Raw genomic sequence first — 25,649 nt, 5'->3', positions numbered from 1 at the left:
TGCCATACGATATATTGGGAACAAAAACACCATCCATAATATCGATATGATGCCAATCGGCCTCACTTTGGTTTACCATTTCGACATCCCGTTGCAAATTGCCAAAATCGGCAGCGAGGAGTGAAGGCGCTATTTTTATGTGACTCATAGTATATTTCGCAAGAATTTAATGTAAAAGTAATGATTTGCCATCGTTTTTAATGCCTTGCCTTTTATCTAAAATGATGAACGAATGTACAAAATAACAGGTATCAGCTTACATATAGCAACCCGCAATGGGGAGGAACTCTTGAAATCTAAAATTTAATTTGTTTTAAACCCTCATATACTGCGATACTCACTGCATTGGCCAGGTTGAGACTTCTAATATGCGGACTGTATAGCGGTATTTTATAAAGATGGTCCGCATTCGGTTCGGTTATGGCTTGGGGTAGGCCAACGGATTCTTTTCCAAACACCAGGAACATGTTGTCTTCATAGGCAATAGACCAATGGTCTTTTGTTCCCTGGCTCGAAAAATAAACTAAATTCTTGTCTTCGTGTTGTGCATAAAACTCAGCAGTGCTTTCATAAATGAACAGTGATATATGGGGCCAATAGTCAAGACCTGCGCGTTTTAATCGCTTGTCATCAATCTCAAAACCTAAGGGTTTTACCAGATGCAGGTTTGAACCCGATGCCAAAGCCAACCGACCAATATTACCGGTGTTATTGGGGATTTCAGGTTCAATAAGTACAATATTGAAAGGCATTCAATCGCGGATGGAGTGTAAATATAATCGTTCTACTTTTTCTCTTGCCCATGGTGTTCTTCTTAAAAAGACAAGCGATGATTTTATCGAAGGATTGCTTTTAAAACAATTGATATTGACCTGGTTGGCCAATTCTTCCCAGGTATAGGTTTGGGTTAGGTATTCTAAGATGTCTACTAGTTTTACACCATGCAAGGGATTGTTCTGTTGTTCGTTATCCATAGGGAAACCACTGATTAAACCAAAAGTAAAGTAGCCGTTCGGGATATGACAAAACCAATGGCATTCGTATAATGTTCAGGAAATATAGGTAATTTGTCCTTACCATAAAAAAAAGGCAAAGGGTATTTTTACCTATTGCCTTTTTCTGCGTAATATATCTAAGGATTGCCTTTTGCAGTGCTACTTTTTCAAAACCTTGTTCAAGACGGTATCTTTATCCAGTTTTTTAGTGCAGAAGAACCAGTCTTTGCAATCAATATCGCTATCCTCCATTCTGTCTTTGGCAGTGCCGCAAGAACCTGCTGGGCCAATAATGACATCATCACCAGGATACCAGTCTGCGGGGGTGGCCACACCGAATTCATCGGCAGCCTGAAGGGCAATGATTACCCTATAGAGTTCGTCAAAATTTCTTCCCAAACTCAAAGGATAATAGATGATGGTTCGGATTATTCCCTTAGGGTCAATAAAGAACACCGCCCTAACCGCTTTGGTCGAATCCTCGTTGGGCTGGATCATTCCATATTTTTTTGCAACCTCCATGGTAATGTCCTCGATCAACGGAAAATTGACCTCGACATTCTTCATTCCTTTGTATTCGATTTTTTCCTTGATGGTACGAAGCCATGCGATATGGCTATAAAGTCCATCGATAGAAAGGCCTACAAGTTTGCAATTGGCTTTGTTGAATTTCTCCTCCATAGTCGCGAAAGTCATAAACTCTGACGTACATACGGGGGTAAAGTCAGCTGGGTGGCTAAAGAGAATTACCCAATCTCCTTTGTAATCCGCTGGGAAATTAATATCTCCTTGCGTGGTCACTGCTTTAAATTCTGGGGCGGCATCACCTATTCTTGGCATACTTATCACCTGTTCCTTTTGTTCTTCCATCGTATTTAATTTATTATTAGACAACTTCAATTAATTGTGCTAAAGATAATTTGCCAGACAGCCTCAATAAAGCCACAATTGTTACACATAGGGTATTTTGTGAATTCATTAACAATCTAAATTCAGGAAAGGCGGTAAATAAAAAGGGATTTTCTTCACACCGAGAATACGGTTGTTGTCGATTATTGGAATGGAATGAAATGAAAAACTCCGGTAATCAGCCGGAGTTTATTCATCAATCAAAAAACGAACAGTCATGATAAACTGTTGTTGCCTATAAAATTACAATATATATGCCAAATTTCCAATTTAAGGAGAATTTAACAGGGTATAGTATGTAATTAACCTATCCTAAATAGGTCTTTAAAATTTTACTTCTCGAAGTATGTTTTAGACGTCGTATCGCTTTCTCCTTAATTTGGCGTACCCGTTCCCTTGTCAAGTCGAACGTTTCACCGATTTCTTCCAAGGTCATGGAGTGTTGACCTGCCAATCCGAAATAGAGCCGAATAACGTCTGCTTCCCTCGGCGTCAAGGTTTCCAAGGCACGTTCAATTTCGGTACGCAAGGATTCATGCAATAGTTCCCGATCCGGATTTGGTGATTCCCCACTACGAAGTACATCATATAAATTGGAATCCTCGCCAGCAATCAAAGGGGCATCCATAGATACATGACGCCCTGAATTCTTCAAGGATTGTTTTACATCCTCTACGGTCATGTCCAATTCCTTGGCGATTTCCTCGGCAGAAGGCATTCTTTCATGCGCTTGCTCCAAAAAGGCAAAGGTCTTGTTGATTTTGTTGATCGATCCGATTTTGTTCAAAGGCAAACGTACAATACGGGATTGTTCTGCCAATGCTTGTAATATGGATTGACGAATCCACCATACGGCATAAGAGATAAATTTAAATCCCCGAGTTTCGTCAAATCGTTGTGCCGCTTTGATCAATCCCAAGTTTCCTTCATTGATCAAATCAGGCAGAGTAAGGCCTTGGTTTTGGTACTGTTTGGCAACCGATACCACGAATCGAAGATTGGCCTTTGTGAGTTTTTCAAGAGCGATCTGATCGCCTGCCTTGATACGTTGTGCCAATTCTACTTCTTCATCTGCGGTAATCAATTCTACTTTGCCAATTTCTTGCAAGTACTTGTCCAAAGATGCGGTTTCCCTATTGGTAACCTGTTTTGTAATCTTAAGCTGTCTCATCTACAATATTTAAGTTCAAGTTGCATAGACTGCATATACTTATACGTAAAAAAGATCGAAATGTTACAAAACGGGGTCAAATATTTTCGATAACCCCATAAAAAAGCCCCGACAGGTATCGTCAGGGCTCTGTATTTAATAGACCTATAGGGTTAGTCCCTTCTGGGCTTACGATCCCTATTGTCTCTACCGCGACGATCGTCCCTGCCACGACTATTGTCACGTGGGGGTCTTTCCTTATAACCTTCCGGTTTTGGTAAAAGAGCCTTTCGAGAAACTTTATCCTTTCTGGTTCTTGGATCTACGCCAATATATTTTATATCGAACACATCACCCATATTTACCACATCGGAGACATTCTCTGTACGTTCCCAAGCTAATTCGGAAACATGCAAAAGTACTTCATTTCCTGGTGCATCCATATATTCGACAACCGCTCCAAAGTCAAGCATCTTAATTACTTTTACTTCGTAAACGCTACCAACTTCCGGTTTGAACATCAAAGAATCGATTTTTGTCAATACCGCATTAATTCCGTTTTGATCGGTGCCTAAAATTTCAACAATACCTTCTTCTGTAACCGGATCTTCATTGATAACAATGGTCGTCCCAGTTTCTTTCTGCAATTCTTGGATCACTTTTCCACCTGGTCCTATCAAGGCACCAATGAACTCATTAGGTATCGTTCTTGTCACCATCTTAGGAGCATGTGCTTTCACATCTGCATTCGGTTCGCCAATGGTGTCTGTGAGCTTTCCAAGGATATGGATACGGCCTGCTTGTGCCTGTTTCAACGCATTCACCAAAATTTCGTAGGACAACCCTTTAACTTTTATATCCATTTGGCAAGCTGTGATACCGTCTGCGGTACCTGTAACTTTAAAATCCATATCACCCAAGTGATCTTCGTCACCCAAAATATCGGATAGTACTGCATATTTACCGGAATCAATATCAGAAATCAGTCCCATGGCAATACCAGAGACGGGTTTCTTTAGTTGAACACCAGCATCCATTAAGGCCATTGTGCCACTGCAGACCGTTGCCATGGAAGAAGAACCGTTAGATTCCAATACTTCAGAAACCACACGAACGGTATACGGACAATCCTCAGGGATCATTCCTTTTAAGGCGCGCTGTGCCAAATTACCGTGACCAACCTCTCTTCTTGAAGTTCCACGGATAGGTCTTGCCTCCCCAGTACAGAATGGAGGGAAGTTATAATGCAGGTAGAAAGTCTCTTCGCCTTCATAAGATGGCATGTCTATTTTATTCGCTTCCCTTGAAGTCCCTAAAGTTACAGTTGCCAAGGCTTGGGTTTCCCCTCTTGTAAAAATTGCTGAGCCATGGGTTGAAGGCAAATAATCTACCTCACACCATATAGGTCTGATCTCATCGGTTTTTCTGCCATCTAATCGTAAACCTTCATTTAAGGTTAAATCACGTACAGCAGCTTTTTCAGCTTTGGAATAGTACTTTGAAACCAATTCGCCAAAATCTTCAAGTTCCTCTTCGGAAAAAGTTGCCTTTATTTCCTCTTTGATTTCCTGAAATGAAGCACTACGCTCATGTTTGGCAGATCCTGCCTTAGCGACTGCATACACTTTATCGTAAGCTAATTTGTGAATTTTTTTGGCTAATTCCTCATCTTCCCTTTCAGTTTCGTACTCCCGTACTTCTTTTCGACCAACGGCTTCGGCAAGTCTAAGTTGGGCAGCACATTGTATTTTTATATGATCGTGTGCGAATTTTATGGCTTCCACCATTTCCTCTTCGCTGATTTCTTTCATCTCACCTTCTACCATCATTACAGAATCAGCAGACGCGCCGATCATCATTTCGATATCACTTTCTGCTAATTGAGCTCTAGTAGGGTTGATGACAAATTCACCATTTACACGACCAACCCGTGCCTCAGAAATGGCACATTCGAACGGAAAGTCAGAAAGTTGAATAGCGGCAGATGCAGCCAAACCTGCCATAGCTTCAGGCATCACATCATCATCATGCGACATTAATTGAATCATCACCTGGGTTTCTGAATGATAATCTTTTGGGAAAAGCGGGCGCAAAACCCTATCCACCAAACGCATGGTCAATACTTCTCCATCACTTGGTCTTGCCTCTCTCTTAAAGAACCCACCTGGGTAACGCCCAGAGGCTGCAAATTTTTCGCGATAATCTACCGTTAAGGGTAAGAAATCGACATCGCTTTGTTTGTAATTGGAAACTACTGTACATAATAACATACATTTTCCTGACTGGACAACAACAGAACCATGGGCCTGTTTTGCCAATTTTCCGGTTTCGATGGAAATTTCCCTACCGTCACCAAGGTCAATGACCTCTCTAAATACTTTTGGAATCATAAATTCGATTTAAAACCTGAATCTTACAGGTTTATTAAACAATGGTCTATCCGCCATGTTTACTGGTCGGATTGTGTTGTGTTGTTGTGCTTTGACCAATGAAAAACTATGTGTAGCTTTTTGTTGTTACCCTGAATTGGATCCAAGGATTTAAAAATAAGTACTGAACGGATTCAGATACATATAAAAAAGGGGAAGCATAGCCTCCCCTTTTCAAAATTTATTTTCTAATATTCAGTTCCTTGATAAGTTCACGATATGTTACAATATCCTTCTTTTTCAAGTAATCCAAAAGACTTCTTCTTTTACCTACCAGTCTTACCAATGAACGTTCGGTGTTATAATCTTTGTGGTTTCTTTTTAGGTGCCCGGTCAAATGGTTGATGCGATGCGTGAACAAGGCAATTTGCCCTTCCGTTGAACCTGTGTTGTCTTCTTTTCCGCCGTGTTTCTTGAATATCTCGGCTTTGATCTCTTTGGTTAAATACATTCCAATATTGTTTTAAATGATTTTTATGTATTTGATTGATTTTCAATCAGGCCGCAAAGATAAGAATATTTTCGATTTCAACCAGTAATGTGTTTTTTATTTCCGAATTGGAATGTTCTGGATCAAATCGATATATAGGTTTATATTTTTCTTCAAGTCCCTTCTATGGGTTATAAAATCCAAGAAACCATGTTCTTGCACAAATTCAGAGGTTTGAAAATCGTCTGGGAGATCCTTTCCGGTGGCTTCCTTTACTACCCGTGGTCCCGCAAAACCGATCAATGCACCTGGCTCGGAAATATTGATATCGCCCAGCATCGCATAGGATGCCGTGGTACCACCTGTTGTTGGGTCTGTACACAATGATATATAGGGCAATCCTGCTTCTGCCAATTGTGCCAATTTTGCCGATGTTTTTGCCAACTGCATTAAGGATAGGGCGGCTTCCATCATTCGGGCCCCACCTGACTTTGAAATCATCAGAAATGGGACTTTCTTTTTAATGGCGTAATCTATGCCCCTTACTATTTTTTCACCAACAACACTCCCCATGGAACCCCCGATAAAATTAAAATCCATGCAGCAGATAACAATGTCCTTTCCAAACGACTTTCCATAGCCCGTTCGTACGGCATCTTTAAGACCTGTTTTCTTTTGGGCCGCTTTCAACCGATCGGTGTACTTCTTGGTATCTGTGAACTTTAGAGGGTCTTTTGAATGTAATTTGGCATCCAACTCTGTAAATTTATTGCCGTCGAAGAGAATTTCGAAATATTCCTTGCTTCCGATGCGAACATGATAATCATCTTCGGGACTTACGTAAAAGTTTTTTGCCAACTCCTCTGACTCAACGATCTTGCCTGTCGGGGATTTGTACCATAAACCTTTCGGCGTGTCCTTTTTTTGCTCAGTGGCAGTTTGTATTCCCTTTTCTTTTCTTTTGAACCACAACGACATATCTTCCATATTGGGTTGAACTTGTTTTCTTATAATGTATTTACATTATTGAGGTCTTCAAACGCTTTTTTCAAACGCTCTACAAAAGACTTTTCACCTTCGCGTAACCATACCCTTGGGTCATAATATTTTTTGTTGGGCTCATCCGGACCGTTAGGGTTTCCGATTTGTGACTGAAGAAAATCCTTTTTGCCCTGAACATAATCCCTTATGCCCGCCAAGAAGGCATATTGCAAATCGGTATCGATGTTCATTTTTATAACACCATAACTAATACCTTCCCTGATTTCCTCGACTGTCGATCCTGAACCACCATGGAATACAAAATCGATATGGTTGTGCTCCACGCCATATTTCTTGGTAATATACTCTTGTGAATTCTTAAGGATTTTTGGGGTTAATTTTACATTCCCCGGTTTATAAACCCCATGCACATTGCCGAAAGCAGCTGCAATCGTAAACCTAGGGCTTACTTTGGAAAGCTCTTCATATGCGTAGGCTACTTCTTCGGGTTGGGTATATAATTTTGAATCATCAACATCTGAATTGTCAACGCCATCTTCCTCACCTCCCGTGATTCCCAATTCTATTTCCAAGGTCATGCCCATCTTACTCATTCTAGCAAGATATCCCTTGCAGATTTCGATATTTTCCTCAATAGGCTCTTCGGATAAGTCGATCATATGCGAACTGAACAAAGGTTTGCCGGTTTCAGCGTAGTGCTTTTCACTCGCATCCAACATACCATCGATCCAAGGCAACAGTTTTTTCGCACAGTGATCCGTATGTAGAATAACCGTGGCACCATAAGCCTCTGCCAACTGATGTACGTGTTTTGCACCTGCAATGGCGCCTAGGATGGCAGCCCGTTGTCCTTCATTGGATAACCCTTTTCCCGCATTGAATTGAGCTCCACCATTTGAAAATTGAATTATCACAGGAGCATTAAGGGTTGCAGCGGTTTCCAAAACTCCATTTATAGTGTCGGAACCAATAACGTTTACGCCTGGTAGGGCAAAACCTTTTTTCTTCGCATAGTTGAAAATTTCCTGAACTTGGTCTCCGGTGGCTACACCAGGCTTAATATTATGGCCCATAATTTATTGGTCTTTAGATTTCTTAAAAAGTGAACCACAAAAGTAATAAATTATTAGGTCTAAAACGGATAGTTTATACCTATTTGTAAAACGGAATTCGAAAAATTATAGTCCCTGAACCATCTTTTTGAATTTTCTTCGGCCGGATTATAGGTCTTAAAACCAAGGTCTACCCGAATTAAAAAATAGGTGAAATCATAGCGAATGCCGAAACCGGTACCTAAGGCTATATCTGCAAGGGAATCGATACCATTAAAAGTCTTGTCAGGGTCATCCTCGTTATCGAATACATTCCAGATGTTCCCGGCATCGGCGAACAATGCCCCTTTAATATCACCAACCACAGGAAACCGATATTCTAGGTTGAAGGCTAATTTTAGATTCGCCTCATTAAAGTCATTGACTTCATCGGTTTTTCCTGGCCCAAGGGAATAGGGGTTCCAAGCCCTGTTGTCATTGGAGCCTCCGGCAAAATAACTGCGCACAAAGGGAATATTGTCAGCATTGCCATAAGGTATGGCGATACCAAAGAAACTTCGAAATGCCAAAACATTCGCCCGGCTCAGGTCCCAGTACTTGATATAATCGAATTCGGTCTTGATATATTGGGAGTAGGGAACACTAAAAACAAGTAGATCCCCGTCATCGTCTTCATTAAAGGGGACAATATGGGATAGGGCTGAAAGGAGATTCCCTGCACTTTCCACTTTCCAACGGAAACGATGATAGCTATTATCTGTTATCCCAGCTTTGTTGGTCGTGTTATAGGAGTAATTCGTTGCAAAAATAAGGTTGTCTTCTGTAAGCCGAATCCTTCTTTCCTCAATACTGCGTACGTCGTCAAAGTCACTACTGGTAGAAGTGACTGTGCCATTTATAATGGCTTCGGTAAATCCAGTGGTACCTGATGGGATTATCAATTCCGGACTGTCTGAGCTGTCATTGGCAACAAAATTTTCAGCAAGTTCGGGATATTCATCAGCATCATCATAAGAATCCGCGATAGCGTCCAAGCGCTCATAGGAGTTTTGGTATACATTGAAAAACCGGTCCGTATTTACGTTGTTGACAAACTGGATATTCAGTAATTCCACATTGTGTTTTTTAAGGTCATTGGGTTTCCAGTTATAGCCTAGAATGGTATTGAAGGTCTGTTTGTCCAACCCTATATTTTTCTGGACACTGCTTCCTAAAGAAAGCCTAGTCTGGGGCAAGGTATAACTGGGGATGAATCGATTGGTATTAACGAAAGGAAACCAAATCCGTGGAAAGGTCAAGTTGATATCGGCCCCAAATTCCAACAAGTTGAAAAAGCGGTTGTCCGTGGCGGTGATACTCTGGTCGTTCGAGGATCCAATATTCAACCTTCCCGTTAAACTCAGGTTTTCTGCCCCTTTAAAAAGATTGCGGGCCTGTAGCGATGGACTAAAGGCCAAACCAACTTGCTGTATGTTCGAGTGTGTGACATCCAAATCCATACCCAAGGAGTATTTAGGGCGTTCGGTTAAATAGATGTTGGCCGTTAGTCCTGTTTGTAGACTATCGGTCTCAAAGGCGATGGAAGGATATTTGAAAACGTTCAAATTCGTAATCTGTCGATAGGTCCTAGATCTGTTGATTTCCCTATATATGCTGTCTTTCTCAAAAAAGATGGCATCGGTTAAGGTTTTGGGTTTAAATCTCAATTTATCCTTATAATGGATGGTATATCCTGCATAGTCAATAGCCTGATGGTCATCTTCTTCACCCGATAGGATAAAATCGGTATAAATATTTATTTTCTTTAATTTTTCAATTTTATATTCCGAGGTCTTTATGTCATTGTTGCTTCGCGTTCGAAGATTGTCTATGTTCAGGTCAATGACCATGGCCTGATCGTTCCCTGCCTTGGTTGAATCCCTTGTGATAGCATAGTTGATCGAGCTCTCTTGAAAATTGCGTATTCCAGAATTACGGAAAATCGATGTTAACCGCTGACGTTCATTTTCAAAATTGGCCAAATCGAATTGCTGACCTTTTTTTATCAGGGATTCCGGTTTGGTCAACTGATAAATGGAATCGATGACTTTAGAAGAGACACGGTCCGATATGGTATCGATCATATAGGGTTTTCCCAAGGTGATCTTATAATCGATTTCAGCTCTTTTTGACCGTTTCAAGGTATCGATTACATAGGTCGTATTGTTATTGAAAAATCCTTTGCTGCTATAATAGGCCTTTAATCTTTCCAGGGATCTTCTGGTATCCGAAGTATCGATAATGGCGGGGGGTTCCCCAATATTCTGAAGCCATTCACTAAGGCCCTTTACCAAAAAAGATTCCCCTAATCGGTCGACCTGCTTTTCAGAGAGCAATTTCACCAAGCGTTCTTTTCTCTTATCCTTTTTATATAACCAATTCTGATAGGATGAATCCGGGTTTTGTTTGGCAAGGTTGAATAAGTTTAATCGCAACGGATAACCCAATAAGGTACTGTTGGGGTTTTGGATGATAAGACTATGTATATCCTCATTCCTCACTTTTTCCTCATCGGCATAAATAGCATTCTTGGTAAGAAGTAGTTCATGGTCATCAACCCGCTTCAAGGTATTGCATGAGGCAAGTACTACAGCAAAAAATAATAAGCTTATTTTAGCACTGGGGTTTTTGAAACGAAACGCTATCCTCATAGAAATCAAAAATACATTATTTGAATGGTTGGTAAAAGCCAAATAAAGTTTATAAAAAGCTTACAGCAAAAAAAGTACCGAAATCAGTATGGGATGTTTTTGGTTGAAGGTATTAAGACGGTGCAAGAGCTCTTGCATTCGAGTTTTGAGCCACATAAGGTTTATACCACGGACGGTGCCATAATCACATCCGATCGTGTTAAAACCGAGCTGATATCCGAGGCCGATCTACGTAAGATAAGCAGCCTGAAAAATCCGAATACGGTATTGGGTATATTCAAGTTTCCCGATAAAAAACCCGTCGATGATCTTGAATGGATTTTAGCCTTGGATGACATTAGGGATCCAGGGAATCTTGGCACCATTATAAGACTTTGCGATTGGTTTGGTATTCGGCATTTGGTGTGTTCGAATAATACGGTTGACTGTTATAATCCCAAAGTGTTGCAGGCTACCATGGGTTCCATTACCCGAGTCAATATGGTTTATACCGATCTTGTAGAATTCATACGTGCGTATCAAGGACCGGTTTATGGGACGTTCATGGGTGGTGAGCCTGTCCACGCCATCAAATTACCGCCAAAAGGAATCTTGGTCGTGGGCAACGAGGCCAATGGTATTTCGAATGAAATTGCAGGTTTGGTAGATCAACGTATAGGTATTCCCCAATTCGGAAGCGGGCATACAGAAAGTCTAAATGTCGCCACAGCGACAGCTATTTTCTTACATGAAATACGACGGATTGTAAAGTAATACGTTCTTTCAAGGTAGCGACCTGCCAATGATCATTATTCAAAGGTGAAATTCACAAAGAGTCCCCGGGTTCGCATACCATCAAGATTGCCAGTCCATGGGCTGTTGGGGTCGTTGTCGGGCACCAGTTCATCACTTATGGCAAAAACACCCCGTATGGAAGGCGTAAATTTAAAGTACTCTAGATAAAAATCTATGCCGAAACCCAGCTCATAATTGTAGACCATTTTTTTCATTCTGAAAGTACCCCCTGAATTGTCATCAAGGCTATCTTCGTTGCTTCCTAAATTTAAGGAAGTAGAAGCCCCCCCGATTAAAAACGGTTTCCAATTCCCAATTCTTCGGGTACTTACCTTTAGCAGTACGGGAAAATTGATATACGTCGACTTTACCTCCCTAATGGCCTCATTCTCTTCGGTAAAACCGGGGAAACCCAACGTTCTGGAATTATATAAAAGACCAGGTTCAAATCGAACATCCAAAAACTCGTTGATACGCATCTCACCGATAAGACCTACATTGAAACCCAAGGATTTGTCAACCAGAATATCATTGCCGTCGTTCTTGTAGTCGAATTTAAAATCATACTGGTTAAAGCCCAGAAAATAGCCCCAATTCAATAAAGGCTCATCCTCATTCTCCAAATTGATGACAGGGTCTTCATTGAATTGCGCCATCATCGAATGGCTTAAAAATATCAAGCCGAACAGGGTCAATACTAATTTTTTCATAGTTTATTTTGTGGCTATATAAATAGATGCAACCCCAAAGGTCTGCGGTTTGTTCATTACATCTATAAACCCGATTTTTCGTAAAATATTGTTGAACTCCTGACCATGGGGAAAAACTGAGGCCGATTCGCTTAAATAGGCATAGGCAGAATCATCCTTGGAAAACAATCGGCCTATTCTAGGAAGCATGTATTTTGTGTAAAAAGCGTACCCTTGTTTAAAGGGTGTTTTTGAAGGTACAGCGGTTTCCAAGACCACAAAAGTACCCTTGGGTTTCAATACCCGATGAATTTCAGCAAGTCCTTTTTCCAACGTCTCGAAATTACGCACCCCAAAGGCGACGGTTACCGCATCGAAAGTATTGTTTTCAAAGGGTAGGTTTTCACTGTCCCCTTCGATCATGTCTATGGTTTGGGCCAACTCTTTGTCAAGAACCTTTTTCTTGCCCACCTCGAGCATGCCAGGGGAAAGGTCCAAACCTATGATTTTTTGAGCCCCTGTTTGAACGAGATTGATAGCTAAATCCCCGGTACCGGTAGCGATATCGAGTATTATTTTAGGTTGCTTCTTCTTCAGGATGGCAACAACCCGTTTTCTCCATGTAATATCAATTCCAAAGGAAATGACACGGTTTAATCCATCATAATTCCCTGAAATTTTGTCGAACATTTGGGTGACCTGCTCCTTTTTTCCTAAATCCGAATCTTTATACGGTGTTACTTTATTGGCCATTGAAAAAATTTCGACAAAGATACAATTTAGCTGTGAGCTACTCTTTTATTTCCTTGGTAAAGGGCATAAGCACGTTACTATTCACATATTAATGTGGGGTTGAACCTAAAAAATATGTAATTTTGTGACGCATTTTGCCTATATTTTTATTCAATGAGCTGTTTATTACGCGTATTATGCCAAAAACCATTTCTTTTTGAAGCCCTCTTAAGAAATCATGGCCTTAACGGTGAAATCAATACCTTTACTACATGAAAATTATAATTGCCGGTGCTGGTGAAGTTGGGTTTCACTTGGCAAAACTACTCTCCTACGAATCTCAGAACATTACCTTGATCGATACTGAAAAAGAGAGTTTGGTTTATGCTGATAATCATTTGGACATTAGGGTGTTACGGGGTGATGCCACGTCGATATCATTGCTGAAAGAGGCTGAGGTACACCAATCTGAACTGGTTATCGGGGTCACTTCTTCAGAGACTACCAATATTACCTTTTGTATGTTGGCCAAGCAATTGGGTTGTAAGCGGACCATAGCGAGAATATCAAATACAGAGTTTATACAGAATAAAGATATCATTCGCTTTTCTGAATTGGGAATCGATGAATTGATTTCCCCTGAGCAGTTAGCCGCTGAAGAAATTCAACTTTTATTGAACAAATCGGCCTTTAATGATACGTATGAATTCGAAGGGGGCAAATTGATCATGGTAGGGGTCTTATTGCAGAAAAATGCACCATTTGTTGGTAAAATGGTCAAGGAAGCTGCCCATATATTCCCAGAACTTCATTTTATGCCCATAGCGCTGCAGCGTTCGGGGACCCAGTTTACCGTAATTCCTAGAGGGGATACCATTTTCAAGGATGGGGATCAGGTCTATTTTATTACAACACCTGAAGGTGTGGACGAGTTATATAAATTGACCAACAAGAAGAAGGAAGAAATCAAGAACGTGATGATTCTTGGTGGCAGCAAGGTTGGTTTTAAGACGGCACGAGATCTTTGTGCCAAGAAGTTCAATGTTAAGCTCATCGAGAAGAACAAAGAAAAGGCCTTTGATTTGGCCGATGATCTTCCCAATGCACTTGTCATCAATGGTGACGGTAGAAATGTTGAATTGCTTGAGGAAGAGAGTTTGGATTCCATGGATGCCTTTGTGGCGGTAACGGGTAATTCCGAAACAAATATTATGTCATGTTTGGTGGCAAAGTCCAAACATATTAAAAAAACAATCGCACTGGTTGAGAATATGGACTATTTCCAACTTTCGCATTCCATCGGCATAGATACGTTGATCAATAAAAAACTTTTGGCCGCCAACCATATTTTTAGGCATATCCGAAAAGGGGAGGTGGTTGCCCTGATGCGGCTTAATAATATCAATTCTGAAATACTGGAGTTTGAAGTAAAAAAAACGTCGCGTGTTGCCGGTAAGAACATCCGGGATATTGATTTTCCCCGGGAGGCAACCATTGGTGGTGTGGTCCGGGATGGTAAAGGTATTATTGCACTTGGTGGTTTTAAAATTCAGGCAGGGGATAGGGTAGTGGTTTGTTGTTTACCAGAAGCCATTCCGAAAATCGAACGTTTATTCCTCTAATATGTCCCTAAATTCCAAAATCATAATCCATTTAATGGGGCTGCTCTTACTCTTTAATGGGCTGTTCATGCTCATTGCCGCTGTCATGAGTGGTATCTATGATGATGGTGCGACCTTGGATATTGCCTTGGCTTCGATAACATCAATGTTCATTGGGGTTACGGGAATGTATTTTACGAGAAACCATAAAAAGGAGGTAAAGCGTAAGGAAGGATATATCATTGTAACTTTTGGGTGGATTGTAATGTCTATTTCAGGGATGTTGCCTTACTTGTTCTCTGGGGCGATACCCGATGTCACCAACGCCTTTTTTGAAACAATTTCTGGATATACGACTACAGGAGCCACGATATTAAACGATATTGAGGTTTTGCCAAAAGGTATTCTGATTTGGAGAAGCCTTACCCATTGGATCGGGGGCATGGGAATCATAGTGTTGGCTATTGCCATTCTACCTCTTTTGGGGATTGGGGGTATGCAGTTGTTCGCGGCAGAGGCACCGGGTCCCAGTGCCGATAAATTACATCCCAGGATCACCGATACTGCAAAGCGACTTTGGTATATTTATGTGGGTTATACCATTGCCGAAACCATATTGTTGCAGTTTGCGGGCATGTCATTTTTTGATGCCTTGAACCATTCCTTAGCCACCTTGTCCACAGGTGGGTTCTCTACAAAAAACGCCAGTTTGGCGTATTGGAACGACCAACCGCTGATACAATATATCGTTATCTTTTTCATGTTTTTGGCAGGGAGTAATTTTGTGCTTAGCTATTTTGCCTTTAAAGGGAAAGTACAACGAGTACTCATGGATGAGGAATTTAAATTCTATTTTACCTTTGTCGTGTTATTCTCCCTAATCGTTGCTTCGGTGGTTTATTTCCAGGCGAATGTTCCCGTATCCGATTATCATCCCATGGTCTACGGACCTGCGGAAAGTGCATTTAGGCATGGCCTTTTTCAAGTTGTTTCCGTAATAACGACCACAGGCTTCGTTACAGCCGATTTTAGCAGTTGGACCCCCTTTCTTAAGGTCTTCTTTTTTGGTTTGTTTTTTCTGGGTGGTTCGGCCGGGTCAACAGCCGGTGGTATAAAAGTTATGAGACATCTTCTTATTATAAAGAACGGTATATTGGAGTTTAAGAGAACCTTGCATGCAAATGCAGTTATTCCTGTGCGCTATAATAATAAAACGGTAAAGGAGCATATTGTCTATAATATAATCGCCTTTTTTGTGTTGTACATGTTGTTGTTTATCATCGGTTCCATGGGGTTGGGTTTGTTGGGATTGGATTTTGAATCTGCCGTAGGAGGTGCTGCCTCCTCTTTGGGCAATGTTGGGCCCGCGTTGGGCACACTTCATCCCTTAAGTAATTTTAACGGGTTGCCCATGTTGGGCAAATGGTGGCTCGGTTTTCTAATGCTTTTAGGAAGATTGGAACTCTTCACCGTACTGATTATCCTAACTCCCTACTTCTGGAAAGACATATAAAAAAAACCCGCTTTTGCGGGTTTTTGATTTTATAATACAGCTTTGATCCGTGAAACGGCTTCCCTCAGTTCCTTTTCAGAAGCGGCATAAGAGATTCGAATACAATTAGGGTTCCCAAAGGCTTCCCCGGTTACGGTAGCAACATTTGCATGTTCCAATAAGTACAAAGCAAAGTCCGAGGCATTATTGATCTTCGTGCCTTTCATCGTTTTCCCAAAGAAACTGGATATATCAGGAAATACATAGAAAGCGCCCTCTGGGATGTTGAGATTGAAACCTTCGATTTCCCCTAAAAGACCAAGGATCAAATCCCTTCGTTTATGAAACTCATCGATCATAAACTTTATTTTACTTACAGGGGCCTCCAAGGCCGTGATTGTTGCCCTTTGTGCAATGGCGTTGGCGCCACTGGTATTTTGCCCTTGAAACTTGGTACATGCTTTTGCGACCCATTGTGGCCCTCCGATATATCCGATACGCCAACCCGTCATGGCAAAGGCCTTTGATACCCCGTTGACGGTTATGGTGCGATCATACATGCCTTCTATGCCGGCAATACTGACATGACCTCCTCTAAAATTGATATGCTCATAAATCTCATCGGATACCACAAAAATATCCGGATGCTTTCTTAAGACTTCGGCCAACCCTTTTAATTCTTTCTCATTATAAACCGATCCACTAGGGTTGCAGGGTGAACTAAACCACATCATTTTGGTCTTCGGCGTAATGGCTGCCTCAAGTTGTTCAGGTGTCATTTTGAAATCTGTCGCTATAGACGTAGGAACTTCGACAGGAACACCTTCAGCAAGTTTAACGATGTCGCTATAACTTACCCAATATGGGGCGGGTAAGATAACCTCGTCTCCCTTGTTCAACATGACCATGGCAATATTTGCCAAGGACTGTTTTGCACCGGTCGAAACTACGATCTGGTTCAGAGCGTATTCTAGATTATTGTCCCTTTTGAATTTGTTCGCTATGGCCTGTTTTAAATCCACATAGCCATCCACAGGGGAATAACTGCTATAATTCTCGTCAACGGCTTTTTTGGCGGCTTCCTTTATGAAATCAGGAATATTGAAATCGGGTTCCCCCAAACTCAACCCTATGATATCTTTGCCTTGCCCCCTTAGTTCCCTAGCTTTAGCAGCCATGGCCAATGTGGCCGAAGTAGCCATATTGTTAATTCTTTCGGATAAATGGTTGTTCATTGAAATACTAAATTTACTGGTACTGTAAAGTGGGTTTTTTACCCAATTCCCTTAAATGTTTGAAGTGCGAAATTATAGCTTTTCTCGTAGTTTTATATTCGTTATAGGGTAAATTATACTCTTTTGCTGTTTGTTTAACAATTTTGGAAATATTTGTGTAATGTATATGGCTGATATTGGGAAAAATATGGTGTTCTACCTGGTGGTTCAATCCTCCGGTAAACCAGTTTACAATCCGATTCTTGGTGCCGAAATTCACCGTGGTGAATAGTTGATGTATCGCCCAGGTATTTTTCATAGTCCCATTTTCATCGGGTAGGGGGGTTTCGGCCTGATCGACGACATGGGCCAATTGGAATACCACGCTAAGGATAACACCCGCCACATAGTGCATTACAAAAAAGCCAAGTAAAATTTTCCACCAAGCAATATCCAAAAGAAGCATGGGCAATACGATCCATATGGCTACATAGATTGTTTTGGTAATGACCAAAGTACTCCAATTGATCACTGGGTTGGGTAATTTGCCAAAGGAAAGCTTTCGCTTCATATACCGGTACATTTGCTGAAAGTCCGTGGTAATGGCCCAATTGAAGGTCAACAGTCCATAAAGAAATATGGAATAATAATGCTGGAACCTGTGGTATTTATGCCATTCGGCATGTTTGGAAAAGCGTAAGATACGACCTGCTTCCAAATCTTCATCATGTTCATGGATATTGGTATACGTATGATGCAATACATTGTGCTGTACTTGCCAGTTGTATACATTACCTGCAAGGATATAAATACTGCCTCCCATGATCTTATTGATCCATTTTTTAGATGAATAGGAGCCATGATTGCCATCATGCATGACATTCATGCCAACCCCGGCCATGCCTATACCCATGACAATGGTCAATAGCAAGTTGGCCCAATTGGGCAATCCTAAGGTCAATATTAAGAAATAAGGTGTAAGGAAAAGGGCGAACATGAAAATGGTCTTTATGTGTAAGCGCCAATCACCGGTTTTCTTCTTATGGTTCTCTTTGAAATATTCGTTTACTCTTTTGTTTAAAGTCTTAAAAAATTGGGCGGAATCCTTTCTTGAAAATCGAACTGTTTTTGTATCCATCTGTTGAATGCTTTGTGTAAATATAACGCAATAATAGACTTGTTTATGCGATTGCTTCCTTATATAGGGAATAGATATGTTTTTGAATATGCTATTTTTGCAGCTACAAAGATAAACATGAAAGCTGAGATAGTATTTAAATATTTTCCCAATTTATCGGATAATCAGCGTCAGCAGTTTATGCAATTGGAAAATTTGTACAAGGATTGGAACCTCAAAATCAACGTAGTATCCCGAAAGGATATAGAGGAATTGTACGTGCGCCATGTTTTGCATTCGTTGGGAATCGCCATGGTACAAAGGTTTGAGCCGGGCAGCGAAATTTTGGATGTAGGTACCGGAGGCGGTTTTCCAGGAATACCACTTGCCATTTTGTTTCCCGAATCAAATTTCACTTTGGTAGATTCTATCGGGAAAAAAATAAAGGTGGTTGAAGAAGTGGTAGATGGCCTGCAATTGCAAAATGTAACCGCCATACATGGCAGGGTTGAAGATCTTGACAAAAAGTTCGATTTTATTGTGAGTAGGGCGGTTGCCGCCATGCCTACCTTTGTGCATTGGGTAAAGGGAAAAATCAAAAAAGAATCGAAACACGAAAGGCGAAACGGAATTCTTTATTTAAAAGGAGGGGATTTGACGGAAGAACTGAAAGACTATAGGAATGCTAAGGTTTTTGAGGTATCCGACTATTTCCCGGAAGCTTTTTTTGAAACAAAAAAAGTGGTGTACCTACCCTTAAAATTCAAGGGGTGACCTCTTAGATCTTTAACATTGAATTGAAAGAATATCTGCAATCTTCAGCGTACTTCTTAATATATTTCTGCACTCTGTTCAAATAAGTGAACATGCTGTTCATTGAAGTGTTTTGATTGTTGTTTTCGGCATTCATAGGCTCTTATTTAGGGTTTCTGTAGTTTCTATTCACTAAAAATTTACAATTATTTAACGTTAAATTTACATAGAAATTGCCCAGATATCCAAATAAACGATGTTAAAGTATTTATAATTAGGTATTTATGATTCTTATTGCAATTTTTATTTGATGTATTATTAGTTCATCCAAAATGAACAATTCCCTTGACAGGGAGCAAGGCGAATGGAGACTATCGTTTAGTACGGCATTGGTTTTCTTTACATCCTTGAACTACTCGCCCAGCGGTTATAAAAGGTCCGGTTTTACTCGCATTTAAAGTCTTTGGGCTTGTATATGACCTTGGTGTTCTTGACATCTTTCCTTTGAATACCATTATTTATTTGGCCTATCCTATTTCCCTTACAGTCGAAAACAAAAATAGCCGTATTGCAATATGGGCAGCAATCCTCAAAAACGAATACGGTTTGAAATTTGTAGGTCGCTTGTGCGATATAGAAGTATTTACTAAAATCTGAGGGAGTTGCTTCCCTATCTTCTATTTCATTTTTTAACCAAGATAAGTCCTCGGTGGGATTGATTACTCCACAAACGGAGTCATCATTATCAGAGCAGGAAATTATGATTATAACTGCCCATAATACGAACATCTTTGTTTTCATAGGGTATAGTACCGAATTTTGTATTATGATAAGATGCGAGAAATCAAATAGGTTGCAAAAATAAAAAGCCCTTACTCTATTTTAAAAAGTAAAGGCCTTGAATAATACCATTTTTAACCAATATTGTTATCCCAAAAATGGATATCTATAATCGATAGGGGTCACGAAAGTCTCTTTGATCAATCTTGGGGAGACCCATCGTAATAGATTTTGGGCCGATCCTGCCTTGTCATTGGTTCCCGATGCACGGGCACCACCAAAAGGTTGCTGGCCAACAACGGCACCGGTAGGCTTGTCATTGATGTAGAAATTACCCGCACAGTTCTGCAAAGCTTTGGTCGCTTCATCAATGGCGTACCGATCTTTCGATAAAACAGCCCCTGTCAATGCGTATTCTGAGGTAGTGTCGATCAATTGCAATGTTGCAGACCAATCCTTGTCATCATATACATATACCGTTACCACTGGACCGAACAATTCGGTTTCCATGGTGGTATAATGGGGGTCCGTGGTCAAAATAACCGTAGGATCTATAAAATAACCCTTCGATTTGTCATAATTTCCACCGGCCACAATCGCGGCATCCTTATCTTTTTTCGCTTGGTCAATGTATTTGGCCAATTTGTCAAATGATCCTTCATGGATGACCGCCGTGATAAAATTCGTCATATCATCAGGTGAACCGGGTTTGTTGAACGACGCTATATCCTTCCTTACCAATTCCAAAATCTCCTTCGAAGTCGATTTGGGCAAATATACCCTTGAAGCTGCACTGCATTTTTGTCCTTGGAATTCAAAGGCACCCCTTGTAATGGCTGTAGCAACTTGTTGCGGATTTGCCGTTGGGTGTGCCAAGATAAAATCCTTGCCTCCGGTTTCACCGACGATTCTTGGGTATGTTTTATAGGTGTGAATATTGTTTCCGATCTGTTTCCAAAGTTCTTTGAAAACATGGGTCGAACCTGTAAAATGCAAACCAGCAAAATCGGGACTATCCAATAGGGTTTTGGTAATCATTACGGGATCGCCATAGACCACATTGATGACACCGTCGGGAAGACCAGCCTCTTTGAAGACATCGACAATCACCTTCGCGGAAAATATTTGACTATCACTGGGTTTCCAAACCACAACATTGCCCATCATCGCCGCACTAGCGGGTAAGTTACCGGCAATAGCCGTGAAATTGAATGGGGTAATGGCATAAACGAATCCTTCCAAAGGGCGATATTCCACACGGTTCCAAACCCCTTCCGAAGAATCGGGCTGTTCTTCATATATTTGGGACATATATTCCACATTGAAGCGAAGGAAATCGATGAGTTCGCACGCGGCATCAATCTCGGCCTGGTGTATGGTCTTTGATTGTGCGATCATGGTTGCGGCGTTGATCTTGGCCCGAAACGGCCCGGCAATCAGGTCAGCGGCTTTTAAGAAAATAGCCGCCCGCTGCTCCCATGTTAAATTGGCCCATGCGGTTCTTGAATCCAAGGCATTTTTAATGGCATGGTCCACATGCTCTTTGTCGGCCAAATGGTATTGGCCAACGCTATGTTTATGGTCATGGGGTGGGGAGATAGGTTTCGTGTTCCCTGTCTTTATTTCCTTGCCTCCAATATAGAATGGAATATCGGTATTCCCATTAAAAAACGTCTCGTATTGTTCCAATACTTCCTTTCTTTCCGGGCTACCGGGAGCATAACTTTTTATTGGCTCATTGATGGCCGTTGGTACCTGAAAAAAACCTTTACCCATTGTCGTATATTTTAAATTGAAAAACTGCCCAAAGGTACGGATTTGGGAATGGATAAAAAACTAATTGAAATGTAAAAGAAGAATCAATTCAATGCAAAAGGGGCACTGAATTTAAATGTAGGGATATACACCCTGAATTTTTCGGAAGTAGCTATGTTGATCATATTGTAATGACCTTTCATCGCCCCGATCGTAGAGGCTAAAAGGCAACCCGAATTGTACGTATGTGACTCTCCGGGCTTGATTACCGGTTTTTTGCCAATGACCCCTTCCCCATCAAGAACCTCGGTTTCGTTAAGGGAATCATAGATGCGCCAATGACGGGAAGTCAACTGAACCGAATCCTTGCTTTGATTTTCAATGGTGATCGTATAACCAAAAGCAAAATGCATTTTGTAATTTTTGAAGAACGTACCTTCAAAACTCGTGTTCACTGATATTTTAATTCCTTTCGTTACTTGTGTTATCATCCTCATTTTTAAATGTTATTAAGCGTCCAGTGAGCACTAGGATTACTGAAATGCTAGCTAAAATAAAAAAAATCGTACTTAAAAAAAGATATTTAACTATTGTTTATAATTCCTTCTTCCAAGAAATTTCCCAGGGCATGATACCGGTCGCTACAAAAGCTGGTCATGAAAACCCAACCACTGTCCACGATAAATTCATGCGACTGCTGAAAAACCAATAGTGGGGCAAGTTAATAAACAAAGATTGATTGTGGAAACTATAGGGAATATGATCGGTATAATTCCATTTTTTTCTGACATACACCAGCTAACTGGCTAGTGTAGAGCGCGATCGCATGCAGAAAGGGGCCAATGCCGACTTTCGAAAGCAATTTGTTGCCCATTGGTATCATAGGGGATGATGCCGATATTTTAATTGCTTATAAATTGTGAATTAGCTGATCCCACACCTATAATACTGTCATAAATATCCCCAAAATTACGGTAATAGACCAATATTAAATAGCTATTTTCCGTAAAGTGGAAATTCCCTGAAATGGTGTTCAATTCCAAGACTTCATTATCCCTTTCAATAACATATTTATAATTGTAAAACCCTTGTTTGAACTTTATAGTGGCCTCCATCATTCCATTGGATTCATTGTAGGTCATCTTGTTTTCAGGCGCTAAAGCATAGTTATTGAACTTCCCATATACATAAACATCGTCTAAGCCAATAACTTCAGAGTAAGGAATACTAAAATGCACAAGGGTGTATTCGGCTTCGCGGGATACATCATCGCCCTGTAATGTTCGTACGACAAAGTCGCCATTAATGTCAGGAAAATAGGTATAGGGTCTTTCTGCCCTAAAGCGATCCGGAAAAAGGAAATGGTTGTACAAATCCATGATTTCTATACGGGATATCGCAGAACTTGGGGCCCTTAAATCTTTCGTATCGAAATTCAAATATTCATTGCCGCCATAAAAACTGGTTTCCTGGTCATATTTATATACAAGTTCGTCACCCAATGTAAATTGTGGTGCAATATTGCAGATGGCCGTGGGCCAGTGGTAATTTTGAAGAATGGCGACTTTAACTTCCTTTTTTGGATTTACCCAATTGAAGCCCCCTGCATTGATGTTGAATTGTACAACTTGCTTTTCGTTGATAAAGGAAAAATCCCTGCTGCGTTTTACAACGCCACCCACTTTGACCAAATCTTTATAGACAATGAATCTTCTCGAAAATTGTAGGTCGTTGCTGCCATTGTAGATTTCCAATATGAAATTACCACTTACCTTAAGACCCACGTTGTCATTGGGGATGGTCAATTTGTAGTTGGAATATGGTTGTAGGGTGGTATAACTGTTTTCATAATCCACGATGCGTTGGTTGTCAATGCCACTCAAATATTGTGATTTCAATAATCTGGAAGGCGTCCAATCATAATCGCAATGTACGATCTTATAATAATAATCCTGTTCATTGGCCAAAAGGTCATCAAACTCCAAGAAAATAGGTTCCCCCATTTGAACAATAGGAAATTGATCTTCTCTTTCCCCCTTAAAAACAATCGATTTTATATTTGTAGGGGCGTTTACTTCTTCTTGAACCTGGGCAAATAATGAAGGTACAAAAAGCAAGAGTATAAAATGTTTAAGAGAAAGCCGCATTTAGGGTAGAATTTTCTGGTAAAGGTAAACAAAAACCATACCTTTCAAATTCTCTACGGTGAAATGCCAAATTTATGGACGATAATTATGAATACTTTCCATTAAGTGCTATTTTTGCCCGAAAATTTGTTAACCTAAGGTCTACAAAATATGTCTAAAGACATTCGAATACGAAAGGGTTTGAACATTAAGCTTGTAGGTGCTGCCGAGAAGACTACTTCCAAAGCGGTCTTAAGCAATGTTTATGCGTTAAACCTTACTGATTTTTATGGAATTACACCTAAGATGTTGGTAAAACAAGGTGCAGAGGTCAAAGCCGGTGAACCGCTTTTTTACAACAAGAACATTGAGGCAATGAAGTTCGTTTCCCCTGTGAGTGGTGAATTGGTTGAGATTAATAGGGGGGCTAGGCGACGAATCCTTTCACTTAAAATACTTGCCGACAAGTCGCAGACAGCTATAGAACATGGCGCTTTTGATGTTTCCAAAGCATCAGCGGCTGCGATTAAAGACCATTTGCTTAAAACGGGATGTTGGCCTTTTATCAAGCAAAGACCCTATGATATAATCGCCGATCCCGATGCAAATCCCAAGTCGATTTTTATTTCAGGATATACTACAGCCCCTTTGGCAGCTGAAAGCGATTATGTCTTAGAAGGAAAGGAAAAAGAATTACAAACCGCGGTTTCGGCCTTGGGTAAATTAACCCATGGAAAAGTACACGTTTCTGTCGGTACCAAATCAAATTCTCCCTTAGCCGGACTTAACGGCATAGAATTACATAAAGTTTCTGGGCCACACCCAGCCGGACTTATCGGCACCCAAATCAACAAGATCGATCCCATTAATAAAGGGGAATTAATCTGGACCGTAACCCCGCAGGATTTGGTAATCATCGGGGAGTTGCTTTTGACTGGAACGTTCAACGCCGAACGTATTGTGGCATTGGCCGGTTCATCGGTAAAGGCTCCAAAATACTATAAATCAAAAATCGGTGCCGAAATAGCTACTTTTCTTTATGGTAGTGGGGTCAAAGATATCGATTTCAGGGTAATCAATGGAGATGTGTTGACCGGTGCCAAGAGTAGACCGGATGGCCATTTGGGATATTACAATAACACCGTGACCGCTATTCCGGAAGGGGACGATTATGAATTCTTCGGTTGGACCCGACCGGTATTCAATAAAATATCAACTACCAGGGCTTTGACATTCTCTTGGTTGCAACCCAATAAGAAATATGATTTAAACACGAATACCAATGGAGAACATAGGGCATTTGTGGTTACCGGACAATATGAGGAAGTCTTCCCCATGGATATTTTCCCCATGCAACTGCTTAAAGCATGTATGGTAAAAGACCTTGATGAAATGGAACAATTGGGATTGTATGAAGTGGCCCCTGAGGATTTTTCATTGACTGAATTCATTTGTATTTCCAAGCAACCCCACCAAAAGATAATCCGCGAGGGGTTGGATTTATTATATAAAGAAATAGGCTAAAAGATGAGTGATAAAAGACTGACTTTTAAGAAAAGACTGCACATACTTAAGCATCATTTTAGGGATAAGAAAATGGCTCCGGCATTCGCCGCTTTCCATACTTTCTTGTTCACACCCGATGAGACGACCCATACAGGAGCACATATTCGGGGTGCTGATGATTTAAAGCGTACCATGAATATGGTGATCCTGGCTTTGGTCCCAGTATTGTTGTTTTCCATGTTCAATGCCGGATACCAACACTATGCGGCAATCGATGCGGCTAATAATATATCGCGTGAGCTTTCATTGTGGGATAATTTTCTTACTTGGGACAACTTCTGGATCGGCATTATCAAGGTATTGCCTTTGGTAGTAGTGTCTTACGGAGTAGGTTTGGGTGTCGAGTTTATTTTTGCGATCATCAAAGGGCATGAAGTAGAAGAAGGGTATTTG

23 protein-coding genes and 1 pseudogene are annotated in these 25,649 nt (G+C 40.7%); 6 read left to right on the top strand and 18 right to left on the bottom strand.

Annotated features, from left to right (window positions below; all coding sequences use genetic code 11):
* From WBM98_RS04245 to WBM98_RS04200, 10 genes and pseudogenes are all read right to left on the bottom strand, one after another.
* Nucleotides 1–148 (bottom strand): annotated as a pseudogene (locus WBM98_RS04245) (ribulose-phosphate 3-epimerase); the annotation flags it as partial.
* Nucleotides 149–296: 148 nt separating this feature from the next.
* On the bottom strand, nucleotides 297–752 hold the full coding sequence (locus WBM98_RS04240; RefSeq protein ID WP_424364783.1) for a tRNA (cytidine(34)-2'-O)-methyltransferase: 456 nt from the start codon (nucleotides 750–752) through the stop codon (nucleotides 297–299).
* Nucleotides 753–974 carry a VF530 family DNA-binding protein gene (locus tag WBM98_RS04235; protein ID WP_424364782.1) on the bottom strand — a complete coding sequence of 74 codons (222 nt, stop codon included), beginning with the start codon at nucleotides 972–974 and terminating at the stop codon, nucleotides 753–755.
* A 180-nt stretch (nucleotides 975–1,154) separates the two neighbouring features.
* The gene (locus tag WBM98_RS04230; protein ID WP_424364781.1) at nucleotides 1,155–1,865 is read right to left on the bottom strand and encodes a peroxiredoxin; all 711 of its coding nucleotides are present in this window, start codon (nucleotides 1,863–1,865) and stop codon (nucleotides 1,155–1,157) included.
* 346 nt (nucleotides 1,866–2,211) lie between these two features.
* Nucleotides 2,212–3,075, bottom strand: a complete 864-nt coding sequence (locus tag WBM98_RS04225; RefSeq protein ID WP_424364780.1) for a sigma-70 family RNA polymerase sigma factor — start codon at nucleotides 3,073–3,075, stop codon at nucleotides 2,212–2,214.
* Between the two features lie 152 nt (nucleotides 3,076–3,227).
* Complete coding sequence (locus tag WBM98_RS04220) at nucleotides 3,228–5,444, bottom strand: polyribonucleotide nucleotidyltransferase (RefSeq protein ID WP_424364779.1); 2,217 nt, start codon at nucleotides 5,442–5,444, stop codon at nucleotides 3,228–3,230.
* A gap of 220 nt (nucleotides 5,445–5,664) precedes the next feature.
* Entirely contained in the window at nucleotides 5,665–5,934 is a 270-nt protein-coding gene (gene rpsO, locus WBM98_RS04215; protein ID WP_424364778.1) for a 30S ribosomal protein S15, read from the bottom strand.
* 96 nt (nucleotides 5,935–6,030) lie between these two features.
* Nucleotides 6,031–6,891, bottom strand: coding sequence for an acetyl-CoA carboxylase, carboxyltransferase subunit beta (accD, locus tag WBM98_RS04210; RefSeq protein ID WP_424364777.1), 861 nt, complete (start codon nucleotides 6,889–6,891; stop codon nucleotides 6,031–6,033).
* 29 nt (nucleotides 6,892–6,920) lie between these two features.
* Nucleotides 6,921–7,988 carry a class II fructose-bisphosphate aldolase gene (fbaA, locus tag WBM98_RS04205; protein WP_424364776.1) on the bottom strand — a complete coding sequence of 356 codons (1,068 nt, stop codon included), beginning with the start codon at nucleotides 7,986–7,988 and terminating at the stop codon, nucleotides 6,921–6,923.
* A gap of 59 nt (nucleotides 7,989–8,047) precedes the next feature.
* Entirely contained in the window at nucleotides 8,048–10,657 is a 2,610-nt protein-coding gene (locus WBM98_RS04200) for a BamA/TamA family outer membrane protein (RefSeq protein ID WP_424364775.1), read from the bottom strand.
* Nucleotides 10,658–10,750: 93 nt separating this feature from the next.
* Here WBM98_RS04200 and WBM98_RS04195 point away from each other — a divergent pair, with 93 nt between their 5' ends.
* Nucleotides 10,751–11,410, top strand: coding sequence for a TrmH family RNA methyltransferase (locus WBM98_RS04195; protein WP_424364774.1), 660 nt, complete (start codon nucleotides 10,751–10,753; stop codon nucleotides 11,408–11,410).
* Nucleotides 11,411–11,445: 35 nt separating this feature from the next.
* Here the strand turns inward: WBM98_RS04195 and WBM98_RS04190 are convergent, their stop codons facing one another.
* Together WBM98_RS04190 and ubiE are read right to left on the bottom strand one after the other, a co-directional pair.
* On the bottom strand, nucleotides 11,446–12,141 hold the full coding sequence (locus WBM98_RS04190; protein WP_424364773.1) for a porin family protein: 696 nt from the start codon (nucleotides 12,139–12,141) through the stop codon (nucleotides 11,446–11,448).
* A 3-nt stretch (nucleotides 12,142–12,144) separates the two neighbouring features.
* Nucleotides 12,145–12,873 carry a bifunctional demethylmenaquinone methyltransferase/2-methoxy-6-polyprenyl-1,4-benzoquinol methylase UbiE gene (gene ubiE / locus WBM98_RS04185; protein WP_424364772.1) on the bottom strand — a complete coding sequence of 243 codons (729 nt, stop codon included), beginning with the start codon at nucleotides 12,871–12,873 and terminating at the stop codon, nucleotides 12,145–12,147.
* A gap of 251 nt (nucleotides 12,874–13,124) precedes the next feature.
* On the opposite strand from ubiE, the gene trkA reads away from it, so the two are divergent.
* Both trkA and WBM98_RS04175 read left to right on the top strand, forming a co-directional pair.
* A complete protein-coding gene (gene trkA, locus WBM98_RS04180) occupies nucleotides 13,125–14,474 on the top strand; it encodes a Trk system potassium transporter TrkA (protein ID WP_424364771.1) in 1,350 nt (449 codons plus the stop codon).
* Between the two features lies 1 nt (nucleotide 14,475).
* Nucleotides 14,476–15,966, top strand: coding sequence for a TrkH family potassium uptake protein (locus tag WBM98_RS04175; protein WP_424364770.1), 1,491 nt, complete (start codon nucleotides 14,476–14,478; stop codon nucleotides 15,964–15,966).
* A 29-nt stretch (nucleotides 15,967–15,995) separates the two neighbouring features.
* On the opposite strand, the gene WBM98_RS04170 is transcribed toward WBM98_RS04175, so the two are convergent.
* Nucleotides 15,996–17,180: a pyridoxal phosphate-dependent aminotransferase gene (locus WBM98_RS04170; RefSeq protein WP_424364769.1), complete on the bottom strand. Its 1,185-nt coding sequence runs from the start codon at nucleotides 17,178–17,180 to the stop codon at nucleotides 15,996–15,998.
* Nucleotides 17,181–17,193: 13 nt separating this feature from the next.
* On the bottom strand, nucleotides 17,194–18,297 hold the full coding sequence (locus tag WBM98_RS04165; RefSeq protein ID WP_424364768.1) for a fatty acid desaturase family protein: 1,104 nt from the start codon (nucleotides 18,295–18,297) through the stop codon (nucleotides 17,194–17,196).
* 117 nt (nucleotides 18,298–18,414) lie between these two features.
* Between WBM98_RS04165 and rsmG the strand changes: the two genes are divergently transcribed.
* Nucleotides 18,415–19,050, top strand: coding sequence for a 16S rRNA (guanine(527)-N(7))-methyltransferase RsmG (rsmG, locus tag WBM98_RS04160; protein ID WP_424364767.1), 636 nt, complete (start codon nucleotides 18,415–18,417; stop codon nucleotides 19,048–19,050).
* 423 nt (nucleotides 19,051–19,473) lie between these two features.
* Here rsmG and WBM98_RS04155 read toward each other — a convergent pair whose 3' ends face one another.
* The 4 genes from WBM98_RS04155 to WBM98_RS04140 all read right to left on the bottom strand — a co-directional run bounded on the left by WBM98_RS04155 (nucleotide 19,474) and on the right by WBM98_RS04140 (nucleotide 23,711).
* A complete protein-coding gene (locus tag WBM98_RS04155) occupies nucleotides 19,474–19,830 on the bottom strand; it encodes a hypothetical protein (protein ID WP_424364766.1) in 357 nt (118 codons plus the stop codon).
* Nucleotides 19,831–19,956: 126 nt separating this feature from the next.
* The gene (gene pruA, locus WBM98_RS04150) at nucleotides 19,957–21,585 is read right to left on the bottom strand and encodes an L-glutamate gamma-semialdehyde dehydrogenase (RefSeq protein ID WP_424364765.1); all 1,629 of its coding nucleotides are present in this window, start codon (nucleotides 21,583–21,585) and stop codon (nucleotides 19,957–19,959) included.
* A gap of 83 nt (nucleotides 21,586–21,668) precedes the next feature.
* Entirely contained in the window at nucleotides 21,669–22,055 is a 387-nt protein-coding gene (apaG, locus tag WBM98_RS04145) for a Co2+/Mg2+ efflux protein ApaG (RefSeq protein WP_424364764.1), read from the bottom strand.
* A gap of 411 nt (nucleotides 22,056–22,466) precedes the next feature.
* On the bottom strand, nucleotides 22,467–23,711 hold the full coding sequence (locus WBM98_RS04140) for a DUF5103 domain-containing protein (RefSeq protein ID WP_424364763.1): 1,245 nt from the start codon (nucleotides 23,709–23,711) through the stop codon (nucleotides 22,467–22,469).
* 150 nt (nucleotides 23,712–23,861) lie between these two features.
* Between WBM98_RS04140 and WBM98_RS04135 the strand changes: the two genes are divergently transcribed.
* Entirely contained in the window at nucleotides 23,862–25,214 is a 1,353-nt protein-coding gene (locus WBM98_RS04135) for a Na(+)-translocating NADH-quinone reductase subunit A (protein WP_424364762.1), read from the top strand.
* A gap of 3 nt (nucleotides 25,215–25,217) precedes the next feature.
* Nucleotides 25,218–25,649 (top strand): RnfABCDGE type electron transport complex subunit D (locus WBM98_RS04130; RefSeq protein WP_424364761.1); only part of this gene is annotated, 432 nt, incomplete at its 3' end.

Origin of the sequence: Maribacter sp. (genome assembly GCF_049667165.1) — a bacterium.
Classification (GTDB): domain Bacteria; phylum Bacteroidota; class Bacteroidia; order Flavobacteriales; family Flavobacteriaceae; genus Maribacter_A.
This window is presented reverse-complemented; position numbering and strand designations above follow the sequence as displayed.